This window comes from Micromonospora sp. CNZ296, assembly GCF_007827635.1.
Genome location: NZ_VISW01000006.1, coordinates 13,102 through 35,191, shown reverse-complemented (window position 1 = coordinate 35,191; position 22,090 = coordinate 13,102). Strand labels below are relative to the sequence as shown.

Here is a 22,090-nt window from a genome sequence, read left to right as displayed (position 1 = left end):
GCCGTTCGCCGTGGTGCTGGTGGCGGTGCTGGTGTTCGGCACGCTCATCGGCATCGTGAACGCGGCGCTGATCGTGCGCGGCCTGCGGCCGGACCGGATCCAGGCCGGCGCGCTGGTGTCCTGCGGGCTGGTCGCCGGCCTCGCCGGGCTGGTCCTCGCGTCCCAGAACGACATCGTCCGGTCCACGCTGACCCCGGGTACCGAGTTCCGGGTGATCTCGATCCTGCTGCTCGGCGGGATGGCGCTCACCGGCCGCCGGGGCAGTGGCGCTGTTCGTGCTGACCAGCACCGCCGCGGCGGTGGCCGGCTGCGTCCAGGTGATGCGCACCGGCGCCTCGGCGATCACCCTCGGCGAGGGCACCGAACTGTACGTCTACGGCGCGCTGCTGATCGCCGGGTTCCGGCTCGCCGGCGGCGGGCACGGGAGCCCGATGACCGCGTTCCTCAGCCTGCTCTCGCTGAGCATCGTGCTGAACATCTTCCGGCTGCGCGGCATGCCGCTGCCGCTGGGCGACATCCTGCTCGGCGTCACGCTGCTCGGCGCGGTGTCGCTCGGCTGGATCCGCCAGCGCACCCAGCGGCACTCCCCCGAGCCGGAACCCGAGCCGGAGGCCCGCCCGCACGCCGTGCCGGCCTGACCTCCGCCCGCACCAACGAGACGACCGACGAGAGAACAGGGACGACATGAACGACTATGCCCGCGGCCCGTTGTCCGGCTTGCGCGTGATCGAAGCCGGGGTCCTGCTGGCCGGGCCGTTCTGCGGCCAGATCCTCGGCGACCTGGGCGCCGACGTGATCAAACTGGAGGAGCCGGGGCGGGGCGACCCGATGCGCGAGTGGGGACGCGAGCGGCCGTACGGCAAGTCGCTGTGGTTCCCGGTGCTCGGCCGCAACAAGCGCTCGGTCACCCTCAACCTGCGCGTCCCGGAGGGGCAGGAGGTGCTGCGCCGGCTCGCCGCCGAGGCCGACGTCCTGGTGGAGAACTTCCGGCCCGGCACGCTGGAGCGCTGGGGCGTCGGCCCGGACGTGCTGTGGGACATCAACCCGCGGCTGGTGATCGTGCGGGTGTCCGCGTACGGGCAGTCCGGGCCGTACGCCGAACGCGCCGGGTACGGCTCGATCGGCGAGGCGATGGGCGGCATCCGCTACACCACAGGCGATCCCGATTCGCTGCCCAGCCGGGTCGGCATCAGCATCGGCGACTCGCTGGCCGGCACGTTCGCCGCCGTGGGCGCGATGGGCGCGCTGCGGGTGGCCGAGGCGACCGGCCGGGGCCAGATCGTCGACAGCGCCATCTACGAGTCGGTGCTCGCGCTGATGGAGTCGCTGGTGCCGGAGTACGCGATCGGCGGCTACATCAGGGAACGCACCGGCTCGATCCTGCCGAACATCGCGCCGAGCAACGTCTACGTCGCCTCCGACGGCGGCATGGTGGTGATCGCGGCGAACCAGGACACCGTGTTCCGGCGGCTGGCCGAGGCGATGGCGCAGCCGGAACTGGCCGCCGACCCGCGGTTCGCCGGGCACACCGACCGCGGCCGGCACCAGCACGAGCTGGACGAGCTGATCGCCAAGTGGTGCGCCGGATACGCCGGTGACGAGCTGCTGGAGCTGCTGCACCGCCACGGTGTGCCGGCCGGGCGGATCTACACCGCCAAGGAGATGCTCACCGACCCGCACTTCGCCGCCCGGGAGGCGATCGTCCGGCTGGAGCATCCGGACCTCGGCGAGTTCCCGATGCAGAACGTCGTGCCGAAGCTGACCGCGACGCCCGGCGGCATCCGCCGCGTCGGGCCCGAGCTGGGCGAGCACACCGACGAGGTGCTCCGCGACGTCGCCGGACTCGACGGCGACGAGATCTCCCGCCTGCGCGCCGCCGGCGTCGTCTGAGCCCTGCCCACCCCACCCACCACCACGGAAGGAACCCCTCATGGACAACTTCACCAAGACGTCGGTCACGATCGGCGCCGCGCAGCGGATCCTCGCCGCCGCGATCGCCAAGGCCGAGCAGATGACGCTGCCGTGCGTCATCGCCGTCGTCGACGAGAGCGGCGTGCTGAAGGCGTTCGCCCGGATGGACGGCGCGGCGCTGCTGTCGGTGCAGGTCGCGCAGGACAAGGCGTACACGGCGGCGGGCTTCGGCATGCCCACCGACGGCTGGTACGACTTCATCAAGGACGACGCGCCGCTGGCCACCGGCGCGACCACGGGCATCGACCGGCTGGTGGTGTTCGGCGGCGGCTACCCGATCACCGCGGACGGCGCGGTGATCGGCGGTATCGGGGTCAGCGGCGGGCACTACACGCAGGACATGGAGGTCGCGCGGGCCGGGCTGGACGCCGTCGCGTGACCCGGCCGCCGGCACGGGGCTCGGGTTACCCCGCCCTCGGTCCCGTGCCGGCGCCCGCCCGGCCCGCCCCGGCTGGTCCCGCCGGGGCGGAACGGCCGGGGCGCGCCGGCGCGACCGGCTCACCCGACGCCGGCCAGCCAGGACTCGTAGTCGAGCGCGGCGGTCAGCTCCGGCCGGTCCCGGCCGCGCAGCGCGCGGGCGAGCGCCGACGCCGGGCCCGCGCCGATCATGGCGACCCGTGCGGCGAGCGCGGCCCCGGCGTCCGGGTCGGCCGACACCGACCCGATCAGCCCGTGCCGCAACGCCTCGTCCGCGTCGAGCGTGGCGCCGGTCCAGGCCAGGTGCGCCAGCACGCCGGTGCCGGCGACACCGGCGAGCAGCCGCCCGGCGCCGCCGGCCAGGAACGCCGCGGGCGAGCCGGTGCCGAACGTGGCGGTGGGCGCGGCGACGCGCAGGTCCGCGGCGAGCGCCAGGCCGAGCCCGAGTCCGCGTACCGCGCCGTCGACGTGGACGATCACCGGGCCGGGTGCGGCGTGCACCCGCAGCACGAGTTCGTGCAGCTGTCCGCTGACCACCGGCTGGGTGAGGTCGTCGGGCTCGTGCCGCCAGGCGTCGCCCTCGACGCGGATCAGCAGCGGCTCCCCCGGCGTACGGGCGTGGCGCTTGAGCGCGTCGAGCAGGGCGGCCCGGGCGGCCGGGCCGAGCCGTTCGCCCGCGCCCGGGTCGGTGGCCTCGTGTACCTGCGTCACGTGTCTCTCCTATCGGCCGGTGAAGCGGGCCGGACGCTTCTCCAGGAACGCGTCGATGCCCTCGATGTGGTCGTCGGTGGACAGCAGCGTCAGCAGCAGCGAACGCTCGTGGGCGAGGCCGGCGGTCAGGCCGACCTCCTCGGCGGTACGCAGCGCCTGCTTGCCGAGCCGGGCCGCGACCGGGCTGCGGGCGGCGATCGAGGCGGCCAGCGCGATCCCGGCCTCGACCACCCGTTCGGCTGGCACCACCTGGCTGACCAGGCCCATCCGCTGCGCGGTCCAGGCGTCCACCAGCCGGCCGCCCAGCACCAGCTCGGCGGCCCGGAACCGGCCGGCGACGCGGGCCCAGCGCTGGGTGCCGCCCGCGCCGGGGATGATGCCGAGGTTGATCTCCGGCTGGCCGAACACGGCGGAGTCGGCCGCGACCACCGCGTCACAAGTCATGGCCAGTTCGCACCCGCCGCCCAGGACGTATCCGGCGACCGCGGCGACGGCCGGCTTGCCGAAGCGGGCGAACCGGTTCCAGCACTCCAGCCGCTCGGAGAGCAGGTAGTCGGCGGGCGACGTGCGGCGCAGTTCGCGGATGTCCGCGCCGGAGGCGAACAGCCGCGGGCCGCCGGTCAGCACCAGCACCCGTACCGCCGGGTCGGCCTCGGCCCGGTCCATCGCCGCGGCGAGCGCGCGCAGGACGTCGGCGCTGAGCGCGTTGCGTGTCTGCGGCCGGTCGATGGTGGCGACCGCCACCGCGTCGTGTACCGCGTAACCGACGGGTTCCACGGATCACCTCCCTGTCGTCCGCACCAGGCGAACATACTCTTTGGTATGTCGTCAAGATCCCCGTGGGCGGCTAGGCAAGCGCGCGACACAAGGGAAAACAGCATCCGGGAAGCGCTTGACACGCTTCCAGCGCGCCGCCTAGACATCTCGACATACGCAACGGTATGGCGTGCGGCGCAACGACCGGCCCGCGCCGGAGAACCGGGAGGCACCACGTGTCCGTGATCTGGGAGCCACGCCTGGACGACGAGGGCCGCCACTGGCGCGACCTCGCCCGGGACGTGGCGGCGCGCCACTTCGCGCCGCTGGCCGAGGAACTCGACAGGGAGCAGCGCTACCCGTGGGAGAGCGTGCGGGTGCTCGTCGAGGAAGGGCTGGCCGGGCTGCTCGTGGAACGCGAGCACGGCGGGCGGGGCGCGTCGTTCGTGACCGCCTGCGCGGTCATCGAGGAGGTCTCCCGCGCCTGCCCGTCGACCGGCGCGATCCTCACCGCGTACGCGCTCGGCGCGACCCCGCTGGTGCTGGCCGGCACCCCCGAGCAGCGCGAGCGCTACCTGGGTGGCCTGGCCCGGGGCGAGGCGATCAGCTTCGCGCTGACCGAGGAGGGCGCCGGCAGCGACGCCGCCCGGATCCGCACCACAGCCGAGCGCGAGGGCGCGGGCTGGCGGCTGCGCGGCGAGAAGATCTACATCGGAAACGGCGGCGCGTCGCGCTACTACGTGGTCTTCGCGCTCACCGACCCGCAGGCCGGCACCCGCGGCATCACCGCGTTCCTGGTGGACAAGGACGCCGACGGCGTGGTCATCGACCGGTACGAGGACAAGATGGGCATCCGCGGGACGCTCACCAGCAACCTCAAGCTGGACACCTGGGTGCCCGACGGCGACGTGCTCGGCGACCTGAACCGGGGCATGCGGCTGGCCATGCAGACGTTGTCCGCCGGGCGGATCAGCGTCGCCGCCCAGTCGCTCGGCGTCGCCCTGGCCGGCTTCGACGTCGCGTCGCGGGAGGCGGCCCGGCGGGAGACGTTCGGCCGGCCGATCATCGACAACCAGGGCATCTCGTTCCCGCTGGCGGACGTCGCCACCGGCATCACCGCCGCCCGGATGATCACCTTCGAGGCCGCCCGCACCCATCAGGAGGGCGGCGACGTCGGCGTCCTCGGCGCGATGGCCAAGCTGTACGCCAGCGAGGTCGCACACCGGGCGGTCGACACGGCCGTGCAGGTGTTCGGCGGCGACGGCTTCTGCAAGCCCTGCCCCGCCGAGCGGCTCTACCGGGACCAGCGGATCCTGGAGATCTACGAGGGCACCTCGGAGATCCAGCGGCTGGTGCTGGGCCGGGCGATCAAGGCGTCGGTGGCGGCATGAGCGCGCCCTGGCGGCTGAACGTCGACTGGCCCGCGTCCGGCCCGACCCGGGTGTTCGACCTGGCGCAGCAGATGTACACCGGCATCCCGCACCACCCGAACCACCCGCCGTACAGCTTCACGCTGACCAAGCGGCACGGCGAGATCATGTACCCGGACGGCGTCTCCGCCGCCGCCGAGATGATCACCACGGGCGGGCACGTGGGCACCCACGTCGACGGGCTCGCCCACGTCTCCCGGCTCGGCAAGGTGTACGGCGGGGTGGACGTGACCGCGAGCCAGTCGTACGCCGGCGGGGTGCCGGACGTGTCGGTGCACGAGCTGCCGCCGATGCTGGCGCCCGGTCACCTGGTGGACGCGACAGTCGCGCTCGGCCGGCCGCTGACACCCGCCGACGGCGTCGGCGCGGAGCTGTTCGAGCGCTGGTTCGCCGACCGGCCCCGCCCCCGCCCCGGCGCCGTGGTGCTGGTGCGTACCGGCTGGGACGAGAAGTGGACGGACAACGCCGCGTACCTCGGTGTCGCCACCGGCGCACCCGGCGTGGACGTCAGCGGCGCGCGCTGGCTCACCGACCACGGCGTGGTGGCTGCCGGCGCGGACACCATCGCGTTCGAGCACATGCCCAGCCCCGCGCTGGCGGTGCACTGCCACCTGCTCGTCGACCACGGCGTGCCGATCATGGAGGCGATGAACCTCGCGCCGCTGGCCGCCGAGGAGGTCTGGGACTTCTTCTTCATCGCCGCCCCGCTGTCCATCCGGGGCGGCACCGGGTCACCGATCCGCCCGCTCGCCGTCGTACCCGACACCACCGCACCGGAGACCACCGCATGACCGCCGACGACGAGACCACCGCGCGCCCGCCCGCCCCCGGCCGGCGGGACATCCTGGAGGCCGCAGCCACCGCGTTCACCCGCAACGGGTACGCGGCCACCACCATCGACGACATCGCCCGCGAGATGGGCGCCACGAAGGGCCGGGTCTACCACTACTACCGGGCCAAGGCGGACGTCTTCCTGGACATCGTCACCACCGGCATGCAGGAGCTGATCGACGGGATCGAGCCGATCGCCGGCAACGGCGGCCTCGACCCGGCCACCCGGCTCTGGCGGATGGCGCACCACCACGCCGGGCTGATGATGACCCGCAACTCGTTCCAGCGGGTGGCGATGCGCGCGGTCGAGATGCGCCGTCTCGGCGAGGCCCCGGCCCAGCAGCAGGCGCTGGAGACCGTGATCGCCATGCGCGACCGGTACGAGCAGATCTTCGCCGACGTCATCGACGAGGGCCGGAAGGCCGGGGTGTTCCGCGAGGTGGACAGCCGGCTGGCCACCAAACCGCTGCTCGGCGCGCTGAACTGGATCAGCCTCTGGTACGACCCGCAGCGCGGCGACTACAACACCCGTCAGCGGCTCGCCGACGAGTACGCCGACTTCATCGTCGGCGGGCTGCGCCGGAGCCCGCGATGACCGGGCCGTTCTCCGAGCGCCACTGGCACGAGGCCGAGACGTGGCCGCGCGAGCGGCTGGCCGCGTACCAGCTCACCCGCCTGAAGGCGCAACTGTCCTACGTGTACGCCGCCAGCGACTTCTACCGCACCCGGTGGGACGCGCTCGGCTTCCACCCGGGCGACGTCCGGGAACTGGCCGACCTGCGCCGCCTGCCGCTGGTCGGCAAGGCCGACTACGTGGCCGACCTGGCCGCCCACCCGCCGTGGGGCAGCGCCGTCGCCGCGCCGGTCGCGGACCGCCGCCGCGTGCACTTCTCCTCCGGCACCACCTCGAACCCGACCCCGGTGCTGTGGACCGCGCACGACCTGGACCGCTGGGCCGACCTGTACGCGCGGGCCGCGTACAGCCAGGGCGTGCGGGACACCGACGTGTACCAGTGCCTGTTCAGCTACGCCTGGTTCGTCGGCGGGCTCGGCGCGACAGCCGGCTACCAGCGCATCGGCGTGACGCTGCTGCCCGCTGGGTCCGGCGACACCCAGCGTCAGATCGACACGATCTTCCGGTACGGCACCACAGCCGTCGGCGGGACGCCGTCGTTCATGCTGTACCTGGCCGAGACCGCGGAACGCGCCGGCACGCCGCTGCGCGACTCGCCGGTGCGGCGGATCCAGGTCGGCGGCGAACCCGGCGCCGGGGTGCCGGCCACCCGCGCGCACATCGAGCAGCGCTGGGGCGCCAAGTGCTTCGACGGGTACGGCAGCCTGGAGTTCCAGCCGATCGCCTGGGAGTGCGAGGAACAGGCCGGCGGCCACCTGGCCGAGGACTTCGCGTACGCCGAGGTGCTCGACCCGTACACCCACGAGCCGGTGCCCGACGGCGCACCCGGCCTGCTGGTGCTCACCCACCTGGACAAGCGGGCGAGCCCGCTGGTGCGGTGGGCCACCGGCGACGTGGTGGTCCGCGACAGCACCGCCTGCCCGTGCGGGCGCACGCTCGCCCGGCTGCCGGGCGGCGTCGTCGGCCGGGCCGACGACATGCTCGTGGTACGCGGGGTGAACCTGTTCCCCTCCGCCGTCGAGCAGGTCGTCCGGGCCACGCCCGGCACCTGCGGCGAATACCTCATCGTCCTCGACGAGGACGTCGCCGACCCGGCGACCGGCTACCTCACCGGCATCAAGCTGCGCGTCGAGGTGACCGGCGACGACCAGCGGGTGGCCCGCGAGCTGGCGCACGCCGTGCGCGCCGAGCTGACGGTGCGCGCGGTGGTGGAGACCGTCCCCGAGGGCACGCTGCCGCGCAGCACCCACAAGAGCAAGCGCGTCGTACGCGCCGACCGGAAGGTTCCGTGATGGACAGGCAAGCGTTCCTGGTCGGCGCCGTGCGTACCCCGCACGGCCGGTACGGCGGCGCGCTGCGCGACGTGCGGGTGGTGCGCCTGGGCGGGCTGGCCGGCGCCGCCGCGCTGGCGCGGGCCGGGGTGCCCGCCGAGGCGGTGGACGAGACGGTGGTCGCCAACTGCCGTCAGGCGGGCAACGGCCCGAACCCGGGACGGCAGATCTCGCTGGCGGCGGGCGTGCCGGTGCCGACGCCCGCGCAGACCATCAACATGGCCTGCGCCTCCGGGCTCAAGGCGGTGCAGCTCGCGCACCGGTCGGTGCGGTCCGGCGAGGCCGACGTGGCACTGGCGGTGGCCGCGGAGAGCATGAGCACGATGCCGTACCTGGCGCCGTACACGCTGCGCTGGGACGGCGTGCGCCGCGGCGACGTCCTGCTCCAGGACGGCTGGCGCGACGGCGGCACCGACCCGATCTGCGGCATGAGCATGGGCGAGACCGCGGAGAAGGTCGCCCGCGAGTTCGGCGTGTCCCGCGCCGACCAGGACGCCTGGTCGGCGCGCAGCCACCAGCGGCTGGCCCGGGCCTGGGAGTCCGGCGCGATGGCGCAGGAGGTCCTGCCGCTGGACGAGCTGGACCGCGACGAGACGGTACGCCCCGACACCACACCGGAACGGCTCGCCCGGCTGCGCCCGTCGTTCACCGACGGCGGCACGGTCACCGCGGGCAACGCCAGCCAGATGGCCGACGGCGCCGCCGCGGTCGTGGTGGCCGGCGGCGAGGCGGTACGGCGGTACGGGCTGACCCCGCTGGGCCGGATCGTCGGGTTCGCGGCCGTCGGCGTGGACCCGACGATGATGGGCGTCGGGCCGGCCGAGGCGATCCCGCTGGCCCTGCGCCGGGCCGGGCTGACCGTCGCCGACGTGGACCTGTTCGAGATCAACGAGGCGTTCGGCGCGCAGATCGTGCAGAACGTGCGCGCGCTGGGCCTGGACGAGGAGCGGGTGAACGTCAACGGCGGCGGGATCGCCCTCGGCCACCCGACCGGACAGAGCGGCGCCCGGCTGATCGTCTCGCTGCTGCACGAACTGGCCCGCCGCGACGGCCGGTACGGCGTGGCGAGCCTGTGCGTCGGCGGCGGACAGGGCATCGCCGCCGTGATCGAGCGGGTGACCCGGTGATCGCCGTCGTGGTCGGCCTCGGGCCGATGGGCCGGGGCATCGCGCAGGTCCTCGCCGGGGCGGGGCACACCGTCCGGGTCGTCGACGCCACCGCCGAACTGGGCCGCGCCGGCCTGGAGCGGATCCGCGCCGACGGTGCCACCGGCGACCTCGGCGCCGCCGCCGACGTCGAGACCGCGCTCGCCGGCGCGGACGTGCTGATCGAGGCGATCGTGGAGGACATGGCCGCCAAGCGCGACCTGCTCGCCCGGGTCGCCGCCGCGGGCGGGCCGGACCTGCTCGTCGCCTCCAACACCTCGTCGCTGAGCGTCAACGAGATGGGCCGCGCGTTCGGCGCCCCGGAACGCCTGCTCGGGCTGCACTTCTTCAACCCGCCCACCCGGATGCGCCTGGTGGAGGTGATCGTCGGCGCGGCCACCGGCGAGGCGACGGTGCGGCGGGCGCTGGCGCTCGTGGAGTCGCTCGGCAAGACCGCTGTGGTGTGCCGCGACTCGCCGAACTTCATCGTCAACCGGGTCTGCCGCCCGCTGTACTACGAGGCGCAGCTCCTCCTCGCGCAGGGCGTCGAGGCGGCGGTGGTGGACGCGGTCGCCCGCGGCGCGCTCGGGCACCCGATGGGTCCGCTGCAACTGCTCGACTTCACCGGGCTGCACACCCACCTGGCCTCCTCGGAGACCGCGCTGCGCGAGTTCGGCGACCCCCGCTACCGGCCCATCCCCCAGGTGCGTGGCCTGGTCCGGGCCGGCCTGACCGGCAAGGCCGCCGGCCGCGGCTTCTACGACTACGCCACCGAGGCGCCGCGCGACGCCAACGCCCGGGTGGTCCGGCGGCCCGGGCCGCCGAACGGTCCGGCGGCCCGCGTGGTGAGCCTCGGCGCGCCGACCCCGCAGCGGGTGGCGGAGCTGGCCCGGCTGGCGGCCCAGCAGAACGTGGTGCTGGACAGCTCCGACGCCGGCTGGGCCGAGGTGCTGCCCGCCGACGTCGGCTGGATCCGGCTGCACCGGCGCGCCGACGACGCCGTGTTCGCCGAGGTGGTCGAGGACCCGGTCGCGGGCGTCGCCGTCCCCGGCTTCGTCGACCGGCTGCTGGATCACCTCGGCGCGTCGTCGGTGCGGGTGCCGGCGCTGCCCGGCCTGGTCGGCGACCGGCTCGCCCACTGCCTGGTGAACGAGGCGGCCACTGTGGTCGAGGAGGGCACCGCCACCGCCGACGACGTGGACGTGGCGTTGCGCCTGGCGATGAACCATCCGCGCGGCCCGTTCGAGACGCTGCGGGCCGCCGGGGCGGGGACCGTGTACGAGGCCCTGCGGTCGATGGCCGACGCGTTCGGCGACCCCCGCTACCGGCCGGCGCAACTGCTGCGGCGGCAGGCGATCGGTGAGGCGAGGGCCGCCCGGTGACGCGGGGGGACGACACCGGCGTGGCCGTGCTGCGCGCGGGTGTGCTCACCGGGCGGCGCGCGGTGGTCACCGGCGCCGGCAGCGGCATCGGCCGGGCGGTCGCGATACGCCTGGCCGAGCTGGGCGCCCACGTCACCGGGCTGGGCCGGCACGCCGACACGCTCGCCGCCACCGGCGAGGCGATCACCGGCGAGGCGATCACCGGCGAGGCGATCACCGGCGAGGCGATCACCGGCGAGGCGGCCACCGGGGGCGGCCGCTACACGTACGCGGTCTGCGACGTCCGCGACCACGACCGCGCCGCAGCCACCCTCGCCGAGGCAGGCGAGGCGCACGGCATCGACCTGCTGGTGAACAACGCCGGCGGGCAGTTCTTCGCCCCGGCCACGCGGATCTCGGCGGGCGGCTGGGCCGCAGTCGTCGACCTGAACCTCACCAGCGTCTTCCACCTGACCACCGCCGCGTACCCGTACCTGCGGCGCACCCGCGGCGCGGTGGTGAACATGTCGCTGTCAGGGGTGGAACGCGGCGGGCAGGGCATGGCGCACGCCGTCGCGGCCCGCGCCGGCGTGCTCGGGCTGACCCGCACGCTGGCCCTGGAGTGGGCCGCCGACGGTATCCGGCTCAACTGCCTCGGACCGGGCACGGTGCACACCGCCGCGCTCGACGCCGAGGCCGACCGGCACGTCCGGGACAACCTGGTGGACCGGGCCACGCCGCTGCGCCGCCCGACCCGCGCCGAGGAGGTCGCCGAGCTGGTGGCGTTCCTGGCCGGCCCGGCCGCCGCCATGATGACCGGCCAGCTCATCCAGCTCGACGGCGGCGCACACCTGGGACCGGGGCTGCACATGCTGGCGGAGGCGTACCGGTGAGCCGCGCCCTCGCCGACGTCGTGGCCGAGCACGTACGCCCCGGACGGCGGGTCTACCTGGGCAACTTCGGCGCGCAACTGTTCGCCGTGGGCCACGAGATGATCCGGCAGCGGATCCGGGACGTGGACGTGGTGATCGCCTCCGGCGGGCTGCTGATGGACCAGTTGCTCGGCGCCGGGGTGCTGCGCTCGGCCACGTACGGCCACTGCTGGAGCCCGGTCGGCCCGGCGCCCGCCTGGAACTTCCGGCGCGCCACGCAGGACGGCGACACCCGCGTCACGCTGCACGAGCTGAGCCTCGGGCTGCTCACCGCAGCACTCACCGCGGGCGCCTGGCGGGTGCCGTTCATGCCGGTGCCGGACCTGCCCGGCACCGGCTACCTGGACGAGGACTGGAGCCGGGGGCGGCTGTCCTCGGTGGACTCGGCGTTCGGGCCGGCCCGGGTGGTCCGCGCCGAGCGGCCCGACGTGGCGTTCGTCCACGTGGACCTGGCCGACGCCGACGGCAACGGGGTGATCCGCGGCCCGCTCGGTGAGGTGCTCGTGGCCGCCCAGGCGGCCCGGCGCACCGTGCTCGTCGCCGAGCAGGTCACCGACGCCGAGACGGTACGCGCCGCCGGGATCAGCATCCCCGGGCTGCTCGTCGACGCGGTGGTCGAGTCCCCCGGCGCGGTACACCCCGACGGCGCGGTCGGCCGGTACCCGCGTGACGTCGAGGCGTACCAGCGGTATGCCCGCCGCTCGGCCACCGCCGACGGCTTCCGGCGGTGGCTGGCCGAGGAGGTGCTGTGACCACAGCGGACTTCCTGGTCCGGGCGGCGCGGGAGTTCCGGCGCGGCGGCTGGGTGTTCACCGGCTTCCACTGGCCGGTGCTCGCCGGCCAGTGCGCGTACGCGCTGCCCGGCGAACCGTTCAGCCAGGTCTTCGAGGCCGGCGCCAGCGCGCACCGGCCCGGCGCGGACGTGCCGACCAGCACCACCGACTACCCGGCGTACGCCGGCGGGTTCGGCTGGCTGGGCGGCACCGCCGACGTGCTCCTGGCGATGGGCCACCGGTTCGACCGGGTGGTGCTCGACGCCGGCAACGTCGACCTGCGCGGCCGGATCAACTCGTCGTACCTGGGCCCCCGGGAGCGGCCCACGGTGCGGCTGCCCGGCGGCGGGGGCGCCGCCGACATCGCGGCGGCGGCACGGGAACTGGTGCTGCTGCACGGCGCACGGGATCCACGCCGGATCGTGCGCGCGGTCGAGCACGTGACCGCCGCGCCCGCCCCGGACGCGCTGGTGCGGCTGCACACCCGGTGGGGCGTGGTGCGGCTCGGCGCCGATCCGCGGCTGGAGGAGGTCACCGCGGACGGCGAGGTGCTGCGTGCCCACCTGACCGCGCTCGGCGTACCCGTCGACGGCGCGGCGCCCCGGCCGCCGGTCGCCGCGGCCGAACGCGCCGCGGCCGTGGGCGTGCTGCGGCGCGCCGCCGTACGGGGCTACTCAGTGGCGAAGGGAACGGACAGAGGATGACTGACGACGATCTCGGTGAGCTGCGCCGGCAGGTACGGAAGCTGGTCGGTGAGTGGCGTGACGGCGACCGGTTCCGGCCGGTGTGCGACGCGTGGCTGCGCTCGTACGACACGGAGTTCAGCCGCGCGCTGGCGGACCGGGGCTGGATCGGCCTGACCTGGCCGCGCGAGTACGGCGGGCAGGCCCGCTCGAACCGGGCCCGGCTGGTGGTCACCGAGGAACTGTTGCGCGCCGGGGCGCCGGTGGCCGCGCACTGGATCGCGGACCGGCAGATCGGCCCGGCCGTCCTGCGGTACGGCTCCCCCGCGCTGCGCGAGCGGTACCTGCCGGCGATCGCCGCCGGTGCGGTGACGTTCTGCCTCGGCATGAGCGAGACCGAGTCCGGCAGCGACCTCGCCTCGGTGCGCACCACCGCCCGCCCGGACGGCGACGGCTGGCGGCTCACCGGCGGCAAGATCTGGACCAGTCACGCCCACCGGTCCACGCACGCGTACGTGCTGTGCCGCACCGGCACCGGCGGCGACCGGCACGAGGGCCTGACCGAGCTGATCGTGGACATGTCCGCGCCCGGCGTCACCGTCCGGCCGATCGTCGATCTGCGCGGCGAGCACCACTTCAACGAGGTCGTCTTCGACGACGTGCGGGTGCCCGGCGACCATGTTCTGGGCACCGCCGGCAACGGCTGGACGCAGGTCACCGAGCAGTTGTCCTTCGAGCGCGGCGGGATGGAGCGGGTGCTCAGCACGTACCCGCTGCTGGCCGCCACCGTCGACGCGTGCGCCGCGCGGCGGGACGCGGACGCCGCGCTGGGCGAGGCGCTGGCCCGGCTGGCCGGGCTGCGCGGCCTGGCCTGGCGCATCGCCGGTGAGCTGGACGCCGGGCAGGCCCCGGTGCACGCCGCGGCGGTGCTGAAGGACCTGGGCACCGAGTTCGAGGCCGACGTCAACGAGATCGCCCGTACCGTGCTCGACGTCGAGCCCGACCCCGACGGCGACGGACCGGCCGGGCTGCTCGCCCAGGGGCTGCTGGCCGCGCCGGGTTTCTCGATCCGCGGCGGCACCACCGAGGTGCTGCGCACCATCATCGCCAAGGGCGCCGCCCGCGCGCCCCGGCGCGGCGGCGACGAGCTGCGGGAGCTGACCGACGACGTGCTCGGCGGTCACGGCGGCGACCCGGACGGCCTGCCCACGCTCTGGTCCACAGTGCACGGGCTGGGCTGGACCGGGGTGTCGGTGCCGGAGGACGCGGGCGGCTCGGGCGGCACGCTCGCCGACCTGGCCGCGCTCGTGCGCGGGCTGGGTCGCCACGGTGTCTCCCTGCCGCTGGCCGGGACCGTGCTGGCCGCCCGGCAGCTCGCCGCCGCCGGTCGCGGCCTGCCCGAGGGCGTCGCCACCGTGGTCGCCGGCGACGGGCTCGCGGTGGCCGGCGGGCGGCTGCGCGGCACGGCTGCCCGCGTGCCGTGGGCCGCCGCCGCGCGGACACTGCTGGTGTACGCGGGCGACGAGGCGTTCGTGTTGCCCGCCGACCACCCCGGCGTGCGGGTCACGCCCGGCCGCAACCTGGCCGCCGAGCCGCGCGACGACGTCGTGTTCGACGTGCCGGTCACCGGCGACATGCGGCTCACCGGCGTCGCGCCCGCCGGGGCGGTACGCGCCGAGGCGGCGTTGCTGACCGCCGCCGCGCTCACCGGCGCGCTGGAGACGGCTGTGGAGCACACCCGGCAGCACGTGACGACGCGGGAGCAGTTCGGCCGGCCGCTGCTGGCGTTCCAGGCGGTCGGGCAGACCCTGGCCCGGATGACCGCGCACACGCTGCTCGCCGGCACCGCGCTGGACGCCGCGCTGGCCGGGCCGGACCCGCTGCGGGTCGCCGCCGCCCGGGTGCTCACCGGCCGGGCCGCGACGATCGTGGCGCGCGGCGCGCACCAGCTGCACGGGGCGATGGGCGTCACCCGCGAGCACCCGCTGCACCTGTCCACCCGCAGGCTCTGGTCCTGGCGGGACGAGAACGGCACCCAGCAGTTCTGGGCCGCCACGCTCGGTGCGGCGCTGGTGCCGCGCGGCAGCGCGGGCGTCTGGTCCTGGCTGACCGATCAGGAGGCTGAGTCATGAGCAAAGTGGAACTGCACAACGCGGACGGGCGCTGGACGCTCACGCTGAACGACCCGGACCGGCGCAACGCCATCGACGCGGAGATGCGCGACGCGCTCGGCGACGCGATCGCCGAGGTGGCGGCCGACCGGCACGCCCGCACGCTCGTGGTCACCGGCGCGGGCACGGCGTTCTGCGCCGGCGCCGACCTGCCCGCCATGTTCGGCGAACCAGGCCGCGGCGTCGCGGAGATCCGCGCCGACCTGCACCGCGTCTACGACAGCTTCCTGCGGGTACGGGCGCTGCCGATCCCGACGATCGCCGCGGTGCAGGGACCGGCGGTGGGCGCCGGGCTGAACCTGGCGCTCGCGTGCGACACCCGGATCGTCGGGCCGAAGGCGAAGCTGATCGCCTCGTTCACGAAGCTCGGCCTGCACCCCGGCGGGGGCTGCACCTGGTTCCTCACCCGCGCGCTCGGCCCGGAACGCGCCCTGCAACTGCTGCTCGACGGCGGGAGCGTGGACGGCCCCGAGGCGGTACGCGTCGGGCTCGCCGCGACGCTCGCCGACGACCCGCTGGCGGCCGCGCACGAGCGCGCCGAACGGTGGGCGGCGCTGGACCCGGCGCTGGCCCGGGACATCAAGACGTCGGTGCGCACCGCGGAGACGGCCGGTTTCGCCGCCGCGCTGGAGTTCGAGTCGTGGGCCCAGGCGTCCTCGGCGACCGGGCCGGCGATCCAGGAGGCGGTGGCCGCGTTCCGCAGGTGACCCGTCCGCCGCGGGACCGGGCGGGGCGCCGCTGTGCGCCCCGCCCGGCGGCGTCACGCCGCCGCTCCGGTCAGACCACGGCGGGCTGTGCCTCGGTGGCCATGACGAGCGCGCCGAGCAGCGCGGCGTCCTGCGCGAAGTCCGACAGCACGATCTCCGGCGGGTACGGCAGCGTGTGGGTGAGCCGCTCGGTCAGCAGCTCCCGCACCAGGTCGTTGCCGGCGACGCTGCCGACCAGCACGATCCGCTGCGGGTCGAGCAGCAGGCAGCACGTGACCAGCTGGCGGGCCAGTTCGTCGACGCGCAGGCGGAGCTGCTCCCGTACCGGGCCGGGCTGCTCCGCCGCCGCGCACAGGCCGGCGGCCCGGCCGTCCACGCCGAGGCGCTGCGCCAGCTCGTCCAGGGCCCGGCCGGAGAACGTCGCCTCCAGCATCGGTTCCAGGCGGGGCGGCCAGCTGAGGTCGGTCAGTCCGTAGGCGATCTCGCCGGCCGCGCCGTGGCGGCCCGGCAGCACCTCGCCGTTGACCGTCACCGCGGCGGCCACCCCGGTCCCGAGCCCGACGACGAGCCCCGGATCGGCGTCGCGCAGGGCCCCGAGCCGCAGCTCGGCGTAGGCGGCCGCCTTCAGGTCGTTCGTCACCCGCACGTGCGCCAGGTTGAGGTGGGCGCGGACCGCCTCGCCCAGCCGCAACTGCTCCCAGCCGGGCACGTTCGGCGCCAGTTCGATGCCGTCGTCGTGGACGACGCCGGGCGAGGCGATGCCGGCCGCGACGATCGTGCCGCCGGTCTGCTCGGCGAGTTCGCACGCCCGGTCCAGCGCCCGGGTGAGGGCCTGCTGCGCGCCCCGCTCGGCGATCGTGGGCAGGCGCTCGGAGACGAGCAGCCGGCCGTCGGTGTCGCCCACGCCGATCGCCATCTTGGTGCCGCCGAAGTCGATGCCGAGCAGGCGCGGATTTGCCGGTCGTTCCATGGTGATGTCAGATCGCCCTTCGGGCCGTCGGTCCAGATCACGTGGTCGCCGCGACACGACGTCCGCGACCACGGCCAGCTGCGGCTGCCGCCCCGTCACAGGCCTACCCTCGCCGCGACCGCCTCGGCGAGAGCCGCGTCGGCACGGGTCAGCCGCTCGCGCAACGCCTGCGCCCGCTCCTGCACCGCGTCGAGCATTGTAGACAGTCGTCCGACCTGGTCCCGGACGGCCGCCTCGCCGGGACCGTCGGCCTGGGCGCGGCGCAGCACGAGTTCCGGGCGGACCGCGGCGGCCAGCAGGTCCCGTACCGCGGCGTCGCCGAGCGCCAGACCGAGGTCGGCGGCGGTGGACCGGACCAGATCCTCGGTCCAGGTCGCCGGGGCGCCGCCGCGGACCAGCCGGCCGAGCAGCGAATGGGCGCCGCGGAACGGCACGCCGTGGCGGGCCAGCGCGTCGGCTGCCGCGGTGGTGGTGGCGCCGGAGGCGACGATCTCCTCGCCGGACGGCGGGCGCTGCGGGTCCAGCTTCTCGATCAGGCCACCGAGCAGCGAGAAGAACCGGTACGCCCGGTCGTCGCCGTCCCAGAGCCGGGACTGCACGTCGGTGGTGGCGTTGTTCGAGTCCTCCCACCAGGCGGCGCCGACGTTGTTGAGCACGCTCGCCGCGTCGGCAGCGGCGGCGCCGGCCATCGAGACGAGGTGTTCCAGCACCACCGGGTTGCGCTTCTGCGGCATGATGCTGCTGCCCTGGGTGAACTCGCCGGGCGTGACCACCCAGCCCCAGCTCAGCCAGTCCATCAGGGTGCGGGCGAGCCGGGCGCCGGTGGCGAGCGCCTGCGCGTTGAGCGTGGCGACCCGGACCAGGTGGTCGGCGCCGGCCACCGCCTCGTACGAGTTGACGATGAGCTGGTCGAAGCCGAGCAGGTCGGCCAGCCGGCGGGGCGAGATGTCCAGGTCGGTGCCGGCGAAGGCGCAGGAGCCCAGCGGCGAGCGGTTCATCTCGTCCAGCAGGCCGGCGTACGCGGCGGCCTCGCCGGCGAGCGCCTCGGCGTAGCCGGCGAAGACGTGCCCGATGCTGGTCGGCTGGGCCGGGCGGCGGTGCGTGTAGCCGGTGATCACCACGTCGGCGTGCCGGTCCGCGCGGTCCAGGACGGTACGGCCGGTCGCCAGCAGCGCGTCGAGCACCTGGAGCAGCTGGTCGCGCAGCACCATCCGGAAGACGCCGGCGTCGAGGTCGTTGCGGCTGCGCGCGAGCTGCACGCTCAGCTGCGACACCTCGATGCCGGCCGCGGCGGCGAGGCGCTTCTCCAGCGTGTAGTAGACGTCCTCGACGCTGCCGTCGTACTCCAGTTCCTCCGGCCGGTCCGCGGCGAGGGCGACCAGGCCGCGCAGCATCGTCGCGGCGGCGTCGTCGGAGATCAGCCCCTGCTCGGCGAGCATGACGACGTGGGCCTTGCTGGCCGTGACCATCGCCGGGTAGAGGTGGGCGACGTGGTGGTCGAACACGACGCGGAGGTGGTGCTGTTGGTAGACGGTCAGTGACGGGCTCATGGAGGCCTCCCGAGGTGGTGCGTGGTCCTGGGGCGTAACTGTCATCCGGCCGGCTGGTCCGGCCGGTCGGCGCCGGGCGGTCCCGGCAGCGGCGCGGCGAGCCACGCCCCGACCAGCTCGCGCAGGCGGGTGCCGGCGGTGGCGCGGATCCGGCCGCCGGCCTCCTCGCCTGCCAGCGAGACGTGGCCCGACCAGCCCTGCCAGGGGTCGGGGCGCGACTCCACCAGCACGTACGGGTACGGGGTGGGCAGCTTCGGCTTGGGCGGCAGGTCCGGCGCCGCGTCCAGGCGTACCGCGGCCGGGTCGAAGCCGAGCACCGCGGAACTCTCGTACGCGCCGCCGTGCCCCCGGGCGGGCAGGTCGCCGAACATCTCGGTGGTCTCGTCCGGGCCGACCAGCTGGAACCAGTTCACCAGCATCATGCTGGCCCGCTGCCGGCCGGACACCCACTCCATCGCGGCCCGGACGGTGGACATGTTGGCGTCGTGCCCGTTGACCACCAGCACCCGGGTGAAGCCCGCCTCGACGATGCCGGCGAGCACGTCGGCGAGGTAGCCGACGGCGATCTCCGGCCGCAGCGCCACAGTGCCCGGCCACGGCCGGGTCTGGCCCGGGCAGGCGGCGTACGGCGTGGCCGGGAACAGCACCGCCCGGGCGGACCCGGTGGCCAGTTCCCCGGCGAAGCCCTCGGCCAGAATCAGGTCGGTACCGATCGGCAGGTGCGGACCGTGCCACTCGACCGCGCCGACCGGCAGCACCGCCAGGTCGGCCGCCTCGGTCACGGCGGCGAACGCGTGCCCGGGCACCCGGGTGACCGGAAGCAGCCCTCCCCCGGTCCGCCACCGCTCGATCAGTTCGTCCACTGCTCGGCCCTCCGGGTCGCGGTGCGGCTGCTCTCCAGCCGTCCGGAGAACCACATCACCACGAAGATGAGCAGCACCTGGAGCATGCCGTAGGCGGCCGCGGTGCCCAGCTCGAAGCTGTACATGCGGTTGTTGATGGCGACCGAGATCGGGACCGTCGACGAGGTGTAGATGAGCACCGAGGCGACGAACTCGCCGACGCCGTGCACGAACGCCAGCAGCGCGCCGGCCAGCACACCGGGCAGCATCAGCCGCACGGTGATCGTGTAGAACGCGCGCAGCCAGGAGGCGCCCAGGTTACGCGCGGCGTCCTCCAGCGACGGGTCGATCAGGGCCAGCGTCGCGGAGCTGGACCGGAACACGATCGGCAGGAACCGCACGAAGTAGGCCAGCGGCAGGATCCAGAACGTGCCGACCAGCACCTGCCCGAAGCTGAACGCGTTGCCGGTGCTGAACGCCGAGATCAGGTTGATCGCCACGACCGTGCCGGGCAGTGCCCAGGCGATCATCACGGCCACGTCGAGCAGGCCGCGTCCGACGAACTTCAGCCGCCGCACCGCGTACGCGATCAGCACGCCGATCACCACGCAGCCCACGACCGCGATGAGGCTCATCTGCACCGAGTTGAGGATCGGCTGGAACGCCTTGGGGTCGGTGAAGATGGTGACGAAGTTCTCGAACGTGTACGTCGGCGGCAGCACCTCGGTGGTCCAGGACCGGTCCTCGGAGAACGCGACGAGCGCGATCGCGCCGACCGGGGCGAGCAGGACCAGCGTGGCCAGCACCGAGGCGAGCGGCGCGAGCCAGCGGCCGATCGGGTTGGTGATCTCCCGCCGGACCGCCGAGACGCCCTTGGACTGCGACTGGTAGTTGCGCCGCCCCTCGTACCAGCGCATGCCCAGCAGGAAGATGATCGAGACGATGCCGAGCACTGAGGCGTACGCCGAGGCCATCGGCAGGTCGCCGTTGGTGCGGTTGATGTAGATCTGCATCGTCATGGTCTGACTGACGTTGAACAGCAGTGGCGCGGTGTAGGACGCCAGCGACGTCATGAAGACCAGCAGCGACGCCGAGATCAGCGCCGGGGTGAGCATCGGCAGCAGGACGGTGCGCCACACGCGTACCCGGCCCGCGCCGAGGTTGTACGCCGCCTCCTCGACCGACGGGTCCATCCCGGCCAGCGCCGCGGAGGCGGCCAGGAAGAAGAACGGGTACATGGTGAACGTGTGCACCACCAGCACACCGGCGATCCCGTCGAAGGCCAGGACCGGCTTCTCGGTGCCGAGCAGCGCCTGAAGGCCGCGCGGCACGATGCCGATGTTGCTGTAGAGCAGCTGGAAGGACACGGCGCCGATCAGCGGCGGCAGGGCCGCCGGCACCAGGATGAACGCCTCGATGAGCCGCCGGCCGCGGAAGTGGAACCGCTTGAGCAGGAACGCCATCGCCACGCCGACGACGCCGCAGAGCAGCACGCTCGCGGCCGAGATGAACAGCGAGGTGAACAGCGACTCGCGGGCCACCCCGGAGGAGGAGAGGAACTGGAGGTAGTTGTCGGTGCCGTTGGCGCTGACGCTCTCCCGGAAGGTGGCGAACATCGGCTGGACGACGAAGCCCCAGAGCACCAGGACCAGCGGCAGCACCAGCAGGTAGGGGAACCATCGGGAGTTCGCCCCGCCGGCCAGGCGCCGGCCGAGGGCCGCCGCCCAGCCGGGGGCGGTCGGGGTCGCAGCGGTCACGGCTTGACCACCCAGAGCCGCTCGGGTGCGAGCCGCAGGCCCACGACGTCGCCGAGCTTGATGCCGGCGGGCGCGTCGACCAGGGCGGCCATCACCTCGTCACCGTCGACGTCGACTGTGACGTGGGTGGCCATGCCGGTGAACTCGACGTGGCTGACCCGGCCGCGCATGGCCGCGGTGTCGTCGTCGCCGCCGAGCGCGATGTGCTCGGGGCGCGCCGAGACCAGTGCGGTGTCGCCCTCGGTGAGCCCGTGTCCGGCGGGAGCGCCTACCTCGATCGTGGCGCCACCGGGCAGGCGTACCTGGACGCGCTGCTCCGCCGCGCCGGTCACCGGCAGGCTCAGCACGTTGCTGCGTCCGATGAACCGGGCCACGAACGCGTTCGCGGGCTGGTAGTAGACCTCGTGCGGGGTGCCGACCTGCTGGACCCGGCCGGACTCCATGACGGCGATCCGGTCCGACATCGCCATCGCCTCGGCCTGGTCGTGCGTGACGTAGATCGAGGTGGTGCCGCTCTCCCGCTGGATGCGCCGGATCTCGGCACGCGTCTCCTCGCGCAGCTTCGCGTCGAGGTTCGACAGCGGTTCGTCGAGCAGCATGGTGCGGGGACGGATCACCAGTGCCCGCGCCAGCGCGACGCGCTGCTGCTGGCCGCCGGAGAGCGCGTCGATGCGCCGGTCGCCGTAGCCGGCGAGGTGCACCTGTTCGAGCGCCTCGGTGACCCGGCGGGCCTGCTCGGCGCGGGAGACCCGGCGGACCTTGAGCCCGTACGCGACGTTCTGCGCCACCGTCATGTGCGGGAACAGCGCGTAGTTCTGGAACACCATGCCGGTGTCCCGCTTGTTCGGCGTCCAGTGGGTGACGTCGTCGTCGCCGAAGTGGATGTGACCGGACGTCGGGAAGTAGAAGCCGGCCACCATGCGCAGCGTCGTCGTCTTGCCGCAGCCGCTCGGCCCGAGCAGCGTGAAGAACTCGCCGGCTCCGATGGTGACGGTGACGTCATCGACCGCCGCGGAGTCGCTCGACTTGGCGAAGCGCTTACTGACCGCCGTCAGTCGGACATCGATCATTTCGTGGGTCCTTCCAGGACGAAGCCGGGCCGTGCCGGAGCACGGCCC

General features: G+C 74.4%; 21 protein-coding genes. 14 read left to right on the top strand and 7 right to left on the bottom strand.

Translation table 11 applies throughout. The features are described from left to right. Positions 1–275: 275 nt before the first annotated feature. Genes FB455_RS12000 through FB455_RS11990 form a run of 3 tightly spaced genes read left to right on the top strand, consistent with a single transcriptional unit; the run spans position 276 to position 2,350 of the window. Positions 276–638, top strand: a complete 363-nt coding sequence (locus tag FB455_RS12000; RefSeq protein WP_145753394.1) for a hypothetical protein — start codon at positions 276–278, stop codon at positions 636–638. 46 nt (positions 639–684) lie between these two features. Further along, positions 685–1,890, top strand: a complete 1,206-nt coding sequence (locus tag FB455_RS11995; RefSeq protein WP_145753392.1) for a CaiB/BaiF CoA transferase family protein — start codon at positions 685–687, stop codon at positions 1,888–1,890. A gap of 40 nt (positions 1,891–1,930) precedes the next feature. After that, entirely contained in the window at positions 1,931–2,350 is a 420-nt protein-coding gene (locus FB455_RS11990; protein ID WP_145753390.1) for a GlcG/HbpS family heme-binding protein, read from the top strand. A gap of 119 nt (positions 2,351–2,469) precedes the next feature. Here the strand turns inward: FB455_RS11990 and FB455_RS11985 are convergent, their stop codons facing one another. Together FB455_RS11985 and FB455_RS11980 are read right to left on the bottom strand one after the other, a co-directional pair. Continuing rightward, complete coding sequence (locus tag FB455_RS11985; protein ID WP_145753388.1) at positions 2,470–3,099, bottom strand: enoyl-CoA hydratase/isomerase family protein; 630 nt, start codon at positions 3,097–3,099, stop codon at positions 2,470–2,472. Positions 3,100–3,108: 9 nt separating this feature from the next. After that, the gene (locus FB455_RS11980) at positions 3,109–3,876 is read right to left on the bottom strand and encodes an enoyl-CoA hydratase-related protein (RefSeq protein WP_145753386.1); all 768 of its coding nucleotides are present in this window, start codon (positions 3,874–3,876) and stop codon (positions 3,109–3,111) included. Positions 3,877–4,091: 215 nt separating this feature from the next. Between FB455_RS11980 and FB455_RS11975 the strand changes: the two genes are divergently transcribed. The 11 genes from FB455_RS11975 to FB455_RS11925 are packed head-to-tail and all read left to right on the top strand — an operon-like array spanning position 4,092 to position 15,853. Further along, positions 4,092–5,246, top strand: coding sequence for an acyl-CoA dehydrogenase family protein (locus FB455_RS11975; RefSeq protein ID WP_145753384.1), 1,155 nt, complete (start codon positions 4,092–4,094; stop codon positions 5,244–5,246). Further along, positions 5,243–6,076, top strand: coding sequence for a cyclase family protein (locus FB455_RS11970; RefSeq protein WP_145753382.1), 834 nt, complete (start codon positions 5,243–5,245; stop codon positions 6,074–6,076). The genes FB455_RS11975 and FB455_RS11970 overlap by 4 nt, the downstream gene beginning before the upstream one ends. After that, entirely contained in the window at positions 6,073–6,711 is a 639-nt protein-coding gene (locus FB455_RS11965) for a TetR/AcrR family transcriptional regulator (RefSeq protein WP_071094511.1), read from the top strand. Before FB455_RS11970 ends, FB455_RS11965 begins: the two co-directional genes overlap by 4 nt. Further along, complete coding sequence (locus tag FB455_RS11960) at positions 6,708–8,042, top strand: AMP-binding protein (RefSeq protein WP_145753380.1); 1,335 nt, start codon at positions 6,708–6,710, stop codon at positions 8,040–8,042. Before FB455_RS11965 ends, FB455_RS11960 begins: the two co-directional genes overlap by 4 nt. Beyond that, positions 8,042–9,208, top strand: coding sequence for a thiolase family protein (locus tag FB455_RS11955; protein ID WP_145753379.1), 1,167 nt, complete (start codon positions 8,042–8,044; stop codon positions 9,206–9,208). Before FB455_RS11960 ends, FB455_RS11955 begins: the two co-directional genes overlap by 1 nt. Beyond that, entirely contained in the window at positions 9,205–10,608 is a 1,404-nt protein-coding gene (locus tag FB455_RS11950) for a 3-hydroxyacyl-CoA dehydrogenase NAD-binding domain-containing protein (protein WP_145753377.1), read from the top strand. The genes FB455_RS11955 and FB455_RS11950 overlap by 4 nt, the downstream gene beginning before the upstream one ends. Then, positions 10,605–11,480 (top strand): SDR family oxidoreductase, encoded by an 876-nt coding sequence (locus tag FB455_RS11945; protein ID WP_145753375.1) that lies wholly within the window; start codon positions 10,605–10,607, stop codon positions 11,478–11,480. The genes FB455_RS11950 and FB455_RS11945 overlap by 4 nt, the downstream gene beginning before the upstream one ends. Beyond that, on the top strand, positions 11,477–12,271 hold the full coding sequence (locus FB455_RS11940; protein ID WP_030268357.1) for a CoA transferase subunit A: 795 nt from the start codon (positions 11,477–11,479) through the stop codon (positions 12,269–12,271). The genes FB455_RS11945 and FB455_RS11940 overlap by 4 nt, the downstream gene beginning before the upstream one ends. Next, positions 12,268–12,996 carry a hypothetical protein gene (locus FB455_RS11935; RefSeq protein ID WP_030268356.1) on the top strand — a complete coding sequence of 243 codons (729 nt, stop codon included), beginning with the start codon at positions 12,268–12,270 and terminating at the stop codon, positions 12,994–12,996. Before FB455_RS11940 ends, FB455_RS11935 begins: the two co-directional genes overlap by 4 nt. Further along, entirely contained in the window at positions 12,993–15,107 is a 2,115-nt protein-coding gene (locus FB455_RS11930; RefSeq protein ID WP_145753373.1) for an acyl-CoA dehydrogenase family protein, read from the top strand. Before FB455_RS11935 ends, FB455_RS11930 begins: the two co-directional genes overlap by 4 nt. Beyond that, positions 15,104–15,853 (top strand): enoyl-CoA hydratase, encoded by a 750-nt coding sequence (locus tag FB455_RS11925; protein ID WP_013286930.1) that lies wholly within the window; start codon positions 15,104–15,106, stop codon positions 15,851–15,853. Before FB455_RS11930 ends, FB455_RS11925 begins: the two co-directional genes overlap by 4 nt. A 70-nt stretch (positions 15,854–15,923) precedes the next feature. Here the strand turns inward: FB455_RS11925 and FB455_RS11920 are convergent, their stop codons facing one another. The 5 genes from FB455_RS11920 to FB455_RS11900 all read right to left on the bottom strand — a co-directional run bounded on the left by FB455_RS11920 (position 15,924) and on the right by FB455_RS11900 (position 22,042). Then, positions 15,924–16,823 (bottom strand): ROK family protein, encoded by a 900-nt coding sequence (locus FB455_RS11920; RefSeq protein WP_013286931.1) that lies wholly within the window; start codon positions 16,821–16,823, stop codon positions 15,924–15,926. Positions 16,824–16,918: 95 nt separating this feature from the next. Continuing rightward, entirely contained in the window at positions 16,919–18,373 is a 1,455-nt protein-coding gene (locus FB455_RS11915) for an argininosuccinate lyase (RefSeq protein WP_091327019.1), read from the bottom strand. A gap of 41 nt (positions 18,374–18,414) precedes the next feature. After that, on the bottom strand, positions 18,415–19,236 hold the full coding sequence (locus FB455_RS11910) for a creatininase family protein (RefSeq protein ID WP_145753372.1): 822 nt from the start codon (positions 19,234–19,236) through the stop codon (positions 18,415–18,417). Continuing rightward, positions 19,224–20,972, bottom strand: a complete 1,749-nt coding sequence (locus FB455_RS11905) for an ABC transporter permease (RefSeq protein WP_013286934.1) — start codon at positions 20,970–20,972, stop codon at positions 19,224–19,226. Before FB455_RS11905 ends, FB455_RS11910 begins: the two co-directional genes overlap by 13 nt. Further along, positions 20,969–22,042: an ABC transporter ATP-binding protein gene (locus FB455_RS11900; RefSeq protein ID WP_145753370.1), complete on the bottom strand. Its 1,074-nt coding sequence runs from the start codon at positions 22,040–22,042 to the stop codon at positions 20,969–20,971. Before FB455_RS11900 ends, FB455_RS11905 begins: the two co-directional genes overlap by 4 nt. Positions 22,043–22,090: the final 48 nt, after the last annotated feature.